The following is a 13,990-nucleotide window of genomic DNA, read 5'->3' as shown; positions in this document are numbered from 1 at the left end:
TGGAATACAATGGGAGATTTAAATATAGATAAAATAAAGAATAATATACTAGATGTAATAGAAAATAATAAAAGTGTATATATAAATATAAGTCATAAAATACACAGTAATCCTGAAGTTGGAAATGAAGAATACTTTGCTTGTGAAATGCTAAGTAGTTTATTAAAGGAAAATGGATTTAAAGTAGAAACTAATATTGCAGGACATCCAACAGGATTTATAGCAAAAAAGAAATCAGAAAATAAAAAAGGTCCAATAATAGGGTTTTTAGCGGAGTATGATGCACTACCAGGTCTTGGTCATGCATGTGGTCATAATATAATTGGAACTGCAAGCTGCGCAGCAGCAATAGCGTTAGCTACTCAATTAAATTATATTGGAGGAGAAATCAGAGTATATGGATGCCCAGCAGAAGAAGGTGGAGAAAATGGAAGTGCAAAAGGAAGTTTTGTAAAGTATAAATTATTTGAAGATGTTGATGCCTGCTTGATGATACATCCATCAAATGAAACATCTATTACAGGTACTAGCTTAGCAGTAGACCCAGTTGATTTTGAATTTACAGGAAAGTCAGCGCATGCAGCAGGGTGTCCAGAAAAAGGAATAAATGCACTAGATGGAGTTATACAACTTTTCAATGGAATAAATGCTTTAAGACAACACTTAACAGATGATGTTAGAATACATGGAATAATAACTCATGGAGGAGATGCTCCAAATATAGTTCCAAATTATGCAAAAGCAAGATTTTATTTAAGAGCCAAAAGTAGAAAAACATTAAATGAAGTAACAAAAAAAGTAGAGAATATAGCTAAAGGAGCAGCTTTAAGTACTGGAACTACTGTTAAGATGAACTTTTTTCAAAATAAAGTAGATAACTTCTATGTAAATAATAAATTTAACGATTTATTTGTAGAGGTTATGGAAGAATTAGGTGAATGGATAAACAAAAATCCAACAAAGGGATTTGGCTCAACTGATGCAGGAAATGTAAGCCATGTTGTTCCAACTTTACACTCCCATATAAAAATAGGTCCAAAGAGTTTAGTAGGTCATACTATAGAGTTTTGTGAAGCTGCGTGTTCTAAAGAAGGGGATAAATCTTTGATCATAGGTATAAAAGCACTTTCTTTAGTTGCACTTAATCTTTTGGTAAACAATGAGAAACTTGAGAAGATAAAAGAAGAATTTAAGAATAATAAAAACTTAAAGTAGAACTATTACTATGATAAAAATGCGACAGTTTTGTCGTGTTTTTTTATAGGATTAAATAAAGTGATTAATATTACATATAAAATATAATTAATATTAACTAGATAAGAAAAAAGAAGGTTGATATAATGTTTTTAGAATGTTTATAAAGGAGTTATTAAATGAAATATTATTTAGCACCAATGGAAGGAATTACAGGATACATATATAGAAATTCTTATGAGAAATTTTTTCATAATATTGATAAATACTTTACACCTTTTATCGTTCCAAACACAAGTAGAAGTCTTAAAACTAAAGAATTAAGAGATATTTTGCCTGAAAATAATAATGGGATGAATATAGTGCCTCAAATACTTACTAACGATGCAGAGGGGTTTATTATCACTGCTAGAAAATTACAGCAATTAGGTTATAACGAGGTTAATTTAAATTTAGGATGTCCTGCTGGAACGGTTGTGTCGAAAAATAGAGGCTCAGGGTTTTTAGCCAAAAGAGAAGAGCTTAATATGTTTTTAGATGAAATATTTAAAATAGAGGATATGAAAATTTCTGTAAAAACCAGAATAGGAAAAGATAATCCAGAAGAATTTTATGAGTTAATAAAAATTTATAATAAATATCCTATAGAAGAATTAATCATTCACCCTAGAACACAAAAAGATTTTTATGGAAATAAACCTAATTTAGATGTATTTAAAGATGCATTATCTTTAAGTAGCAATACAGTATGTTATAATGGTGATATTTTCACTGGTGATGATTATAATAAATTAATAAAAGCTTTTCCAGAAGTAAAAACAGTGATGCTCGGAAGAGGTATACTAGCCAACCCAGGGTTAATTAATGAGATAAAAAATAATACTAATATAGATAAAGAAGTATTAAAAGATTTTCATGATGAAATTTTACATAAATACATAGAATTATTTAATGAACATAGGAATGCTCTATTTAGAATGAAAGAACTATGGGGATATATGATTTACATATTTTCAGATAATAAAAAATATGCTAAGAAAATAAAGAAGGCGCAAAATTTAAATGATTATAATTATGCTGTCTCAAGCTTATTTAGAGAGCAGGAAATCATAAAAGGCGCTGGATTATTTAGTAATTAATTTTATGTACCGGGATAGTGTAGATTATTTGTAAGGCTTCTTTTTATTATAAAGGTAACATTAAAGAGCATAGGAAAGAAATAAAATGCACCCTTCGTAAATGACAATGAAAACTATGCTGATTTAAAACTTCAACATAGTTTTTAACTTTATAGGACTTGTTTAAATCCTCTGCCATGAACCTCAGATGTATCTGAAATAGAGATAAAGGCTTTTTCATCTATAGAAGTAACTATGTTTTTAAGTTCAGGCAATTGACTTAGAGGTATAATACAATAAAGAATTCTTCTTTGATCTTTACTGTAAGCTCCTTCACCATAAAGGTAAGTAACTCCTCTATGTAAATTTTTCATTAAAAAATTTGATACTAAATCCTCTTTATTAGTAATAATAAAGACAGACTTTGTTTGGTTTAAGCCTTTAACTACATTATCAAGAACAAAAGCAGTTGTATACATAGCTATTAATGTATATAAAGCGCTAGTTAGTCCAAATACAAAAGCACTAATACTAACAATAATTAAATTTATACCAAAAGAAATTTTGCCTATGTTTAAGGTGGTATGTTTTCTTTTAATTAACATAGAAATTATATCAAATCCACCAGTAGATCCATGATGTGCAAATATTAATCCAAAGCCTATTCCATTAAGAACTCCACCATATAAACAGTAAAGTAATGTGTCGGTTATATTTAAAATATTAGATATAGAGCTTGTTAATATTAGTGATAAAGATAATGATAATGTTCCTACCAAAGAATATATAGTGAACTTTTTATCTAATTTTTTAAAGCTTAAAATAAATAAAGGAATATTTAATAAAAGAATTATGTATCCAGCCTGAATTTTAAACAAATATTGAAATATAAGAGCTACACCAGTGACACCTCCACTTAAAAGTTTAGCATGTATTAAAAACATATTTATCCCAATTGAACTTACAAAACTTCCTAATATGATAAATAATAAATCTATAATATTAGCTTTGTCTAAAACTTTAGTATCCATTTAAATTTTCCTCCTAATTGTAAATGTTGTAATAATTAAGCTAGCAGTGGGGTTAATAAATGTTAAAAAATTCTTATAAATATAAACTTTTAAATATATATTTATGATTAGTCAATTTATATATTATTATGAGTGGAAAATATGATGATTTTGTCCTGTTTTTTATAAAATGAAACCAATATTTTAAGCAATAGTTGTGTTTACAATTCAGCACAGTATTTATATTTTTTATCAACCATTTCTTTAAAATAGAGCATATAATTATTATAAGTATTTTTTAATATATAAGTTATAGGGTTTCAAGTTGACTTTTAAAATTATCCATTCCAAAACTTGGATATCCAAAATAGTGAGACATGCTCTGAATCACTTGGAACTCAACACTATAGTTTGTATAAAAATATTTTAAAGTTATTGAATAAATTTAAATTTGAGCTTATTTCTTACAGAACCAAAAAACGCTTGAAATAAGGTGGGAATGTAAAATTTATAGTATATGTTAAGTGAAATTTAAAGAAAGTTAATATTATACACAATATGTTAATAATATACTTATATTTTTATGATAATATATATTATAAAATTTATTAAAATATAAAATTATTGAAGGGAACTTAAGAGGAAAGAGAAATGAAATATCGTGAAAATATTAAAAATTCAAAAAGAATAGTTATAAAAATTGGAACATCAACTTTAACTTATGATAATGGAAATATAAATTTAAGAAGAATTGAAAAGATAGCTATGTCAATATCAGATTTAATAAATAGTGGGAGAGAAGTAATCCTTGTAACATCTGGATCAATAGGTGTTGGCGTAAGTAAGATGAACTTAAAGGAAAGACCTAAAACTATTAGAGAAAAGCAGGCAGCAGCATCTGTTGGACAAGTAGCCCTTATGAATATTTATAGCAAACTATTTGGAGAGTATGGATATTCAGTAGGTCAAATACTTTTAACAAGGGATATTATAGAATGTGAAAGAAGTAGAAATAATGTTGTAAATACTTTTGAAACTTTGTTAGAAAGTAGAATAATTCCAATAGTAAATGAAAATGATAGTGTGTCTATAGATGAAATTGAAAATGTATCTAGATTTGGAGATAATGATAATTTAGCAGCAATAGTGTCTACTATTGTAGATGCGAATCTTCTTATAATACTATCAGATATTGATGGATTTTATGATTCTAATCCAAGAACAAATAAAGATGCAAAACTTATAAAGGAAGTAAAATCTATAACTAAAGAAGTGCAAAGTTTTGCAGAAGGTGCGGGAAGTAATTTAGGTACAGGTGGTATGGAAACTAAAATACATGCAGCAAAAATTGTAACTGATAATAGTACCAATATGGTATTAGCAAATGGAAAAGACCCAGGTATACTTATTGATATATTAAATGGGGAAGATGTAGGGACTTTATTTTTAGGAAAAGAAAAATAGACAAGATGTAAAGGGAGAATTTTTATATGGAAGAGTTAATTTTAAAAGGTAAAAAAGCAAAAGAAGCTTCGTACATATTATCAAATATTTCAACAAATAAAAAAAATGAAGCATTAAATGAAATGTCAAAAGCATTATTAGAAAATGTTAATGAAATAATATCAGCAAATAAAATTGACATAGAAAATGCAAAAAGTAAGGGAACATCAGAAGCAATGCTAGATAGATTGCTTTTAAATGAAGATAGAATTAAAGGAATGAGTAAAGGTTTAAAGCAAGTAGCAGGTCTAGAAGATCCAGTAGGAGAAGTAAGTTCTATAATAACTAGACCAAATGGATTACAAATAGGTAAGAAAAGAGTTCCACTTGGTGTGATAGGAATAATATACGAAGCAAGGCCAAATGTAACTTGTGATGCAGTAGGATTATGTATAAAATCAGGTAATGTAACAATATTAAGAGGTGGTAGTGAGGCTATAAATTCTAATAAAAAAATCATACAAGTATTAAAAAAAGCATTAGAAAAAACTCAGTTGCCAAAAGAATGTATTCAATTGATAGAAGATACAAGCAGAGAAACTGTTAAAAGTATGATGAAATTAAATGAATATATAGATGTGTTGATACCAAGAGGGGGAGCAGGATTAATAAAGTCAGTGGTAGAAAATGCAACAGTACCAGTAATAGAGACAGGAACAGGAAATTGCCATGTTTATGTTGATAAAAATAGTGACTTAGAAATGGCAAAAGAAATAGTTATAAATGCAAAAACTAGTAGACCAGCAGTTTGTAATGCTGAAGAAAAGTTGCTTGTTCATGAAAATATAGCAAAAGAGTTTATTCCAGTAATAGTAGAAGAATTAAGAAAAAGAAAAGTAGAAGTTAGAGGAGATGAAAAATCTATAGCAGTAGTAAATGATATAATACAAGCTAATGAAGATGATTATTATAAAGAATATCTAGATTATATAATTTGTATAAAGATAGTGAAAAACATAGATGAAGCTATAAGTCACATAAACAAATATGGATCAGGACATTCTGAGGTTATAGTAACAAATGATTACCAAAATACTCAAAAATTTCATCAGCAAGTAGATGCAGCGGCAGTTTATGTAAATGCATCTACTAGATTCACTGATGGAGAGGAATTTGGGTTTGGGGCAGAAATAGGTATAAGCACTCAAAAGTTACATGCAAGAGGACCGATGGGGCTTAAAGAACTCACTACTAATAAGTATATAATATTTGGAAATGGTCAAATAAGATAATATTTATAATTAAAATTAAATTGACTTTTCTAACAGTATTGTATTGTGAAAGCAATATTGATATAATAAAATAAGCAAAGTTTATATAGACTTGCTTTGATTGTTATAATTTGATTGTTATAAATTGTAAGTTGATTTTATATTTAAACTAAAAATAACTAATTTCATTCATATCTTAAATATTTTTTAATAGGAGAAGAGAGATATGAAAGAATTTAGTATTAACACAAATGTTTATTTTGGAGAAGGTTCTTTAGATAGACTAAATGAAATTAAAAATAAGAAAGTATTAATTGTATGTGATAAGTTCATGGAAACTTCAGGGACAGCTGCAAAAATACAAGGAAAACTTGATAATTGCGAAGTAGCTATATATAGTGATATTGTACCTGATCCATCTTTAGAGGTTGTTGCTGCTGGTATTCAAAAGTTACAAAGCTGTAATGCACAAGTTCTTATAGCTCTTGGTGGAGGATCATCAATTGACGGAGCTAAGGCTATTAGAGAATATGCAAAAAAAGTTACTGGAGGGGTTTGCTCAATAGAAGAATTCTATGCTATACCTACTACAAGTGGTACAGGCTCAGAAGTAACAGAGTATGCAGTAATTACGAATAAACAAGAAGGATTAAAATACGCACTTGCAGATAAATCTCTTCTTGCAGATTATGCTATACTTGATCCAGAACTAGTAAAAACTGTACCTAAAGCTATAACTGCTGATACAGGAATGGATGTAATTACACATGCTATAGAGGCGTATGTTGCAAATGATGCTACTGATTTTTCAGATGCACTTGCAGAAAAAGCTTTAACTTTAGCTTTCAGATTTTTACCACAAGCTTATCTTGATGGAAATGATATAGTAGCAAGAGAAAAACTTCATAATGCATCATGTCTTGCAGGTATGGCTTTTAATGCAGCTGGACTTGGAATTACTCATAGTTTAGCTCATGCTTTAGGTGGAAAATTACATATTTCTCATGGAAGAAGTAATGCAATGATACTTCCTCATGTTATTGAATATAATGCTAATTTAAATAAAGATACTTTTAAAGTTGAATATAGTATAGCAGCTAAAAAATATCAAAGACTTGCAAAATTATTGAAACTACATGCACCAAATGTACATATTGGCGTTAATAATTTAATTAAAAGTATTGTAGAACTTCAAAATACATTAATGATTCCAAAAACATTAAAAGAGCAAGGTGCTGATATGAATTTAGCTCAAACATTAAAAGAAGAAATTGTTAATGCAGCTCTTAAGGATATTTGTACAACAGCAAATCCTAGAGAAACAACAAGTGAAGAGTTATTAATGGTTTTAGATAAAATTTTTGAATAAAATATCGTTTTTAAACCACTCATTAATGAGTGGTTTTTTTATGTGTTTTGCAAAATGTGAGAAATTTAGTTAAAATAAAATATAATTAAAAATAATGATAAAAAATGTATTCAATTTAAGAAAATTAAATTTAGATTTTAAAACATATGTATTTAAACAACTAAAACTATTAACTTTGACTAAAGTAATATGTTAATTAGAAGTAAAATTAAATTTGGCATTATATAATGACTTTAACATATTTTAATAAATAAAAGTTTATTGCAAATCCTTAGCTTTGACGGCAAAATATATAATTAAAATAGATTTTATTTTAAAAATACAAATAAGCGTTTATAGGATTCTAAGGCTATTTTAAAAATTGTCCATTCCAAAACTTGGATACCTAAATAGTGCTAGATGCTCCAAATCACTTACAATTCAACACTTTATCTTGTATGAAAAAATTTTAAGATTATTGAATAAATTTGAGCTTGTTTTCCTATAACATACTGAGTATCTTAATTTTTAAATGGATTAAAAGTAAATATGTAAATTAAAAATGCCATATATAGGAAACAAATGGAAGGAGTTTCTTCTTTACAGTTATGTTGAGAATAAGTAATATTATTTATAAGGAGAATGCTATCCTTTTATAATTTCTATTATTTTAAATTATATTTTAAGGTTTGACATTGTCCATTAATTATTTATAGGGTTCCAAGTTGACTTTTAAAATTATCCATTCCAAAACTTGGATACCTAAAATAGTGAGACATGCTCTGAATCACTTAGAATTCAACACTACATTTTGTATGAAAATATTTTAAAGTTGTTGAATAAATTTAAATTGGAGCTTGTTTCCCTATAGAACTACCAAACTATATTTATAATAGATATACATAATTAAGTATTTATAATTCTCATGAAAAGCATATTCTTATCATCAAGAAATCTGTGTATTTAAAAATTCAATTCTATTAAAAAATTTTTTATTATATGAATTAAGTTTTTAAAACCATAGTCATCCTTATAATTTTTGGTAACATCATAATTTTAAAATTCATCTAAATTACTTATTATTAAAAGAAATTTGTCTTATAATTATAAGTTTATTAGCTGTGGTAGTTGTATTAAACACATAACAAAAATAGAAAGTTTTAAATAAAGATTATAGAGAAATTACTTAGGTATTTTAATAAATATAAGTTTAGGACGAATATTTTGAAAATTACAAAGAGTTCTTATCTCTGTTAAATAAATTTAAAATATTAATAAACATTGTAAATATAAAATTAATTTTCTTAAATAATAAGGATTCCTCTATTAATTTGTAATTTGGATTGTTAAATATTAGACATTTAGTTGAGGAAATTCTTTTTGATAAAGTTTTCAAAGTCTTAAAGTCTATCAAGTTTAGATTTTAAAAAGGCTAAAAATATTATAAAAAAGGTGGTCTTAGTATGGGAGAAGAATTATATTCAATAGGAAAAGTTGGAGAAATATGTCAAATAACTACTAAAGCATTAAGATATTATGACAAAATGGGAATATTATCTCCAGATAAAGTAGCCAATGAAAGTGGCTATAGATACTATAGCAAGAAAAATTTATTAGCTGTACCTATGATAAAGTATTATAAACAAAGTGGATTTAAACTTGAGGAAATGAGAGAGTTTTTAAAAGGGACAACCTATGACTTCTTTGATAAAAGGTTTAGAAAAAAAATTGATGAATTAGATGAACTTGAGAAAGAGATAAATTTAAAAAAAAGATCAGTTAAAGATTGGCATGATTTAATAGTTGAGGCACAGATGGTAATTGAAAATAATGCTTGTGATGTGGCTGTAAAATACATAGACAGTCGTACTTTAACTTTTTTAAATCAAAGTTTTAAATACGATTATATGGATTCAATAATAAACATAGAATTTAACAATTATATAGATGATATGAATAATGCAGTAACAGGACCTGTAATTATATGTTTCCCATCATTTAAAAATAAAATTAATGGGAAGTGCAATAATATACGAATAATGCAACAGACAATTTTAAAGTGTAAAGAGGAAGTAAGTGTAGAATTTGGTGGCTGGATGGCTGTTGCTTGCTATCATATAGGAGCTCATGAAACAATTAATGAAACCTATATGAAAATGCAAGAGTGGGCGAAAAATCATAATTATATATGCTGCGAAGAATCCTATGAAAGATATGTAACAGATTATTGGACAACCAAAAACACAGATAAATTTGTAACAGAAATTTTAATTAAAATTAAGAGAAAAATTTAGTTTTAGCATGTTGAAAACGTTGACCCTAGGGGAAGGTATAGAAGGGGATTGAGAGTGAACATATAAAAATTCATAATATTATTAAATGAAAAAATTTATTTATTTTTAAAATTAAATTGAATTAATGATATATTTATTGTTTTCTACAAAAGAAAATTATGGTTATAGTTATCATGTTAAAAACTGATATAGCTGACATTGTGAATGTTTTATAATTGTTTATTAATTTGGAAGTGAAGTTAAATTAATAATATTTTTAATTTTGTTTAAATGTTTTTAATAATTATATATTGACTTTACCCCAAAGGGAAAGGACTATAATTTATTTGAGAATAAAATACTTACAAGGTATGAAATGAAAAGTTGTTTGAGAGTTTAAAAATAAAATGTCCAAAATTATAACAATCACAAAAATATTAATCTATTAAGGTTAAGTTTGAAAGAGTATATATTTTATTAATTATATAAAATTTATTATTTATTGAAAGGAGTTTTATTTTATGTATGAAGTTTCAAAAGCAGTAAGTGTAGAAGCAATTGCTGCAAAAAAGAAATTATCAAGTAATTTCTTTAAAAAGGGTGTATCCCTAGCTTTATTTTCAGGACTTGCCTATGGATTATACACTGCATTTCTAACGATGGGTATGACTAAAGGAGTTTGGGGGGACTGGTATGGTGTTAATACAGCAGGCTTATCAGCATTTGTTGTAGCATACTTACTTGCAGCACTTGGTAATGCGATAAATGATACGTGCAGTGCTATCTGGGCCCTTTCATATGCCGTAGTTAAAGGTAAATTTGGCGATTTTTTAAGATGTATTAATACAAGACCGGGACGTGTTATGATAATAGCTGCTCTTATTGGAGGACCAATAGCTGGTACTTCGTATGTTATAGCTCTTCAAATGGCCGGTTCGATAGTTGTTCCAATATCAGCTCTTTGTCCTGCTATTGCTGCTATATTAGGTAAAATTTTATATAAACAGGAATTAAATAAACGTATGGCTTTTGGTATTGCAGTCTGTGTGTGTGCTAGTTTTTTAATTGGTAGTACAGGCTTTAGTGGCGGTGCTTCAAAAAATACTATTATTGGTATTTCAATAGCAATAATTGCAGCTCTAGGATGGGGATTTGAAGGTTGTGTAGCTGGATATGGTACAGCTATGATTGATCCTGAAATTGGAATTTGCATTCGTCAAGTAACATCAGGTATAGCAAATCTATTTATCTTAGTTCCAATCTTTGGAGTACTTGCTGGTGGAATAAATATTTCTGCAGATCTTGCTGTACAAGCATTCACAAGTGGACCTGCAATGATATGGTTTGCTTTAAGTGGTCTTTTATCATTCATGACATTTATGACATGGTATGCTGCAAACAGTAAGTGTGGAGCAGGACTTGGTACTGCATGTAATGGTACATATTCATTCTTTGGACCGTTATTCTGCTTATTAGTACTAGGAGTATACGGTGGAATGGATGGATGGTCATTACCTTCAGTTGCTTGGGTTGGAGCTGTAATAATGATGTTTGGTATACTTACAATATCTATGAATCCACTTGATTTATTTAGAAGAAAAAAAGAGGAGGTTTAATATAGATGAAACCACTTAACTATGCAATCTTAAAATACTTTACTAAAGTTGAAGAAGCTTGTGCTGATGATGTTATAGATGCATTAAAAGGCGAGTATGGAAATTTTAAGGCGTTTAATAAAAAATCTATAATTAATGCTTTAATGACAGCTGAAGCCAATGGACTTGTTGAAGAAACAAGAATTGATTTAGACAAAAATAAAGAGTTAAGAGTTTATTATCATGCACATGAAGAAGGGGCTGCTACAATTAATAAATTTATTAAAGATTAATTTTTAGCATTAACAAAAGTTAAATGATTTAGAAATCTCTTAAATTTATAGTTAAGTAATTATTTTAGTAAATATTATTTAAAAAATTATTCTTAATTACATATTTTAGAATAAAATTATTAGAAAATTTTTACTATAAAAAATATTATTACTTTTTATAAAAAGGTAAGAAATCTAATAAACATATACAACAAACCAAAAAATACATATAAACATAAAAAAACATATAAAAGTTGTGTGATTTAGCGGAAAATGTACAAGCTAAAATCAAGAAGGAGGACTTATCAATGAGATATTATGGAAATGAGGCATTAGGTCTTGTAGAAACAATAGGGTTAGTTCCTGCACTTCATGCTGCAGACCAAATGCTTAAAGCAGCAAATGTTGAGCTGATTTCATATGAAAATATTGGATCTACTCTTGTAACAATCATGGTAAAAGGTGATGTTGGAGCAGTAAAATCTGCAGTAGAAGCAGGTGCTAAAGCAGCAGCATCAATTGGAACTTTAACAGCACACAATGTTATGCCACGTCCTATCAGACCAGTTGGCGATATTGTTTCAGTACACGATATTGATTTATAAGATATAGAAAGGAAATGATATACATATGGCTAGATATGAAGCTTTAGGGCTAGTTGAGACTTTTGGTTTAGTTTTTGCTTTAGAAGCAGCAGATGCAATGTGTAAAGCATCCAATGTTGAACTTGAAGGATATGCAAATGTTGCATCAGGTTATATAACTGTATTAGTTCGTGGTGATGTTGGAGCTTGTAAAGCAGCAGTAGATGCTGGTGTTGCAGCAGTTGAAGCAATGGAAGGTGCAAATCTTTATAGTTCAATGGTTATTCCAAGACCACACCAAGATATTGAAAAAATAATAAAACGTTATGAGCTTGTAAATCTTATAGCTGAGTAAAAGTAAAATTTTTTCTAAGGAGAGGGGGGGAGAAAATGAATATTATAGATAATGATTTACTCTCCATTCAAGAAGCGAGAATTCTTGTTGAAAATGCTTATGAGGCACAAAAAAAATTAGCGACTTTCCCACAAGAAAAACTTGATGAGATAGTTGAACGTATGGCTGAAGAAGTTGAAAAACATTTAAAGGAACTTGCAAAAATGTCTAATGAAGAAACTGAATATGGAAAGTGGGAAGATAAATATATTAAAAATCGCTTTGTATGTAAGTATCTAAAAAATAGACTTAAAGGCATGAATTGTGTAGGGGTAATTAATAAAGATAAAGAAAATAGCACAATGGATGTTGGAGTTCCAATGGGGGTTATTATAGCCTTTTGTCCAGCTACAAGTCCTGTTTCTACAACAATATATAAAGCGTTAATTGCAATTAAATCAGGGAATGCAATTATATTCTCGCCTCATCCAAGAGCTAAGAATACAATTTTTAAAGTAGTTGATATTTTAATCCGAGCTGCAGAAGGTGTAGGACTTCCAGAAGGTGCTCTTGCATACTTACATACAGTAATGAAAAGTGGTTCATTAGAACTTATGAATCATAAAAGTGCTTCACTTATAATGAATACTGGTGTTACAGAAATGCTTGATGAAGCCTATAAATCTGGCAAACCAGTAATCTATGGTGGCAATGGTAATGGTCCAGCTTTTATAGAGCGTACTGCTGATATAGAGCAGGCTGTTAAAGATATTATTGTTAGTAAAAACTTCGATTATGGAGTTGTATCTGCTGCAGAGCAATCAATTGTTGTAGATAGTTGTATTGCAAGTGAAGTTAAGAATGAGCTTCAAAAAAATGGTGGATATTTTATGACAGAAGAGGAAGCTGAAAGGTTGGGAGCAATATTCTTTTATAAAGATGGAAGTCTTGACCTAGAGATGGTTGGTAAATCACCACAGTTTTTAGCTAAAAAAGCTGGCTTCACTGTTCCAGAAGATGTGAGGGTACTTATTTGTAAACAAAAATTTGTTTCTCAAAGTAACCCTTATTCAAGAGAAAAACTTTGTCCAGTATTAGCTTTTTATATAGAAGATGACTGGATGCATGCTTGTGAAAAATGTATAGAGTTATTGTTGAGTGAACGACATGGACATACGCTCGTTATACATTCCAAGGATGAAGAAGTTATTCATCAATTTGCATTGAAGAAACCGGTTGGTAGAGTGCTTGTTAATACTTCAGGAACTTTCGGAAGTATGGGAGCTACTACAAATTTATTTCCTTCAATGACTTTAGGGAGTGGGTCTGCAGGTCAAGGAATGACTTCAGACAATGTTTCACCTATGAATTTGATATATGTACGTAAAATTGGATATGGGGTTCGTAAAGTAGATGAAATTGTTAATACAGTAGAGGTTAAAGAGAATTCTTCATATGCAGTTTTAAATAATAATTCAAATGAAAGTAATAACTTCAAATTATTAGAAAGTGTTTTGAAAAAAATTCTAGCTGAATTAAAATAAAAAA

12 protein-coding genes are annotated in these 13,990 nt (G+C 28.4%); 11 read left to right on the top strand and 1 reads right to left on the bottom strand.

The window, feature by feature from the left end; genetic code table 11:
• The first annotated feature begins 9 nt into the window (after positions 1 to 9).
• A complete protein-coding gene (locus AZI32_RS03275; protein ID WP_061994474.1) occupies positions 10 to 1,215 on the top strand; it encodes a M20 family metallopeptidase in 1,206 nt (401 codons plus the stop codon).
• A 158-nt stretch (positions 1,216 to 1,373) separates the two neighbouring features.
• Positions 1,374 to 2,333, top strand: coding sequence for a tRNA-dihydrouridine synthase family protein (locus tag AZI32_RS03270; RefSeq protein ID WP_061994473.1), 960 nt, complete (start codon positions 1,374 to 1,376; stop codon positions 2,331 to 2,333).
• A 149-nt stretch (positions 2,334 to 2,482) separates the two neighbouring features.
• Here AZI32_RS03270 and AZI32_RS03265 read toward each other — a convergent pair whose 3' ends face one another.
• Positions 2,483 to 3,343 carry a YitT family protein gene (locus AZI32_RS03265; RefSeq protein ID WP_061994472.1) on the bottom strand — a complete coding sequence of 287 codons (861 nt, stop codon included), beginning with the start codon at positions 3,341 to 3,343 and terminating at the stop codon, positions 2,483 to 2,485.
• A 630-nt stretch (positions 3,344 to 3,973) separates the two neighbouring features.
• Between AZI32_RS03265 and proB the strand changes: the two genes are divergently transcribed.
• From proB to AZI32_RS03220, 9 genes are all read left to right on the top strand, one after another.
• A complete protein-coding gene (gene proB, locus AZI32_RS03260; RefSeq protein WP_061994471.1) occupies positions 3,974 to 4,786 on the top strand; it encodes a glutamate 5-kinase in 813 nt (270 codons plus the stop codon).
• A gap of 26 nt (positions 4,787 to 4,812) precedes the next feature.
• Positions 4,813 to 6,057 carry a glutamate-5-semialdehyde dehydrogenase gene (locus AZI32_RS03255; protein WP_061994470.1) on the top strand — a complete coding sequence of 415 codons (1,245 nt, stop codon included), beginning with the start codon at positions 4,813 to 4,815 and terminating at the stop codon, positions 6,055 to 6,057.
• 205 nt (positions 6,058 to 6,262) lie between these two features.
• Positions 6,263 to 7,405, top strand: a complete 1,143-nt coding sequence (locus AZI32_RS03250) for a 1-propanol dehydrogenase PduQ (protein WP_061994469.1) — start codon at positions 6,263 to 6,265, stop codon at positions 7,403 to 7,405.
• Positions 7,406 to 8,847: 1,442 nt separating this feature from the next.
• Positions 8,848 to 9,678: a MerR family transcriptional regulator gene (locus AZI32_RS03245; protein ID WP_010293449.1), complete on the top strand. Its 831-nt coding sequence runs from the start codon at positions 8,848 to 8,850 to the stop codon at positions 9,676 to 9,678.
• Positions 9,679 to 10,178: 500 nt separating this feature from the next.
• Complete coding sequence (locus tag AZI32_RS03240; RefSeq protein ID WP_061994468.1) at positions 10,179 to 11,273, top strand: hypothetical protein; 1,095 nt, start codon at positions 10,179 to 10,181, stop codon at positions 11,271 to 11,273.
• 5 nt (positions 11,274 to 11,278) lie between these two features.
• Positions 11,279 to 11,545, top strand: coding sequence for a hypothetical protein (locus tag AZI32_RS03235; RefSeq protein ID WP_061994467.1), 267 nt, complete (start codon positions 11,279 to 11,281; stop codon positions 11,543 to 11,545).
• Positions 11,546 to 11,832: 287 nt separating this feature from the next.
• A complete protein-coding gene (locus AZI32_RS03230; RefSeq protein WP_061994466.1) occupies positions 11,833 to 12,129 on the top strand; it encodes a BMC domain-containing protein in 297 nt (98 codons plus the stop codon).
• 25 nt (positions 12,130 to 12,154) lie between these two features.
• Positions 12,155 to 12,463, top strand: coding sequence for a BMC domain-containing protein (locus AZI32_RS03225; protein WP_010293444.1), 309 nt, complete (start codon positions 12,155 to 12,157; stop codon positions 12,461 to 12,463).
• Between the two features lie 35 nt (positions 12,464 to 12,498).
• A complete protein-coding gene (locus AZI32_RS03220; protein WP_061994465.1) occupies positions 12,499 to 13,986 on the top strand; it encodes an aldehyde dehydrogenase family protein in 1,488 nt (495 codons plus the stop codon).
• Positions 13,987 to 13,990 lie beyond the last annotated feature (4 nt).

The sequence above is a fragment of the Clostridium sp. ATCC 25772 genome, assembly GCF_001573875.1.
Classification (GTDB): domain Bacteria; phylum Bacillota; class Clostridia; order Clostridiales; family Clostridiaceae; genus Clostridium_J; species Clostridium_J senegalense.
This window is presented reverse-complemented; position numbering and strand designations above follow the sequence as displayed.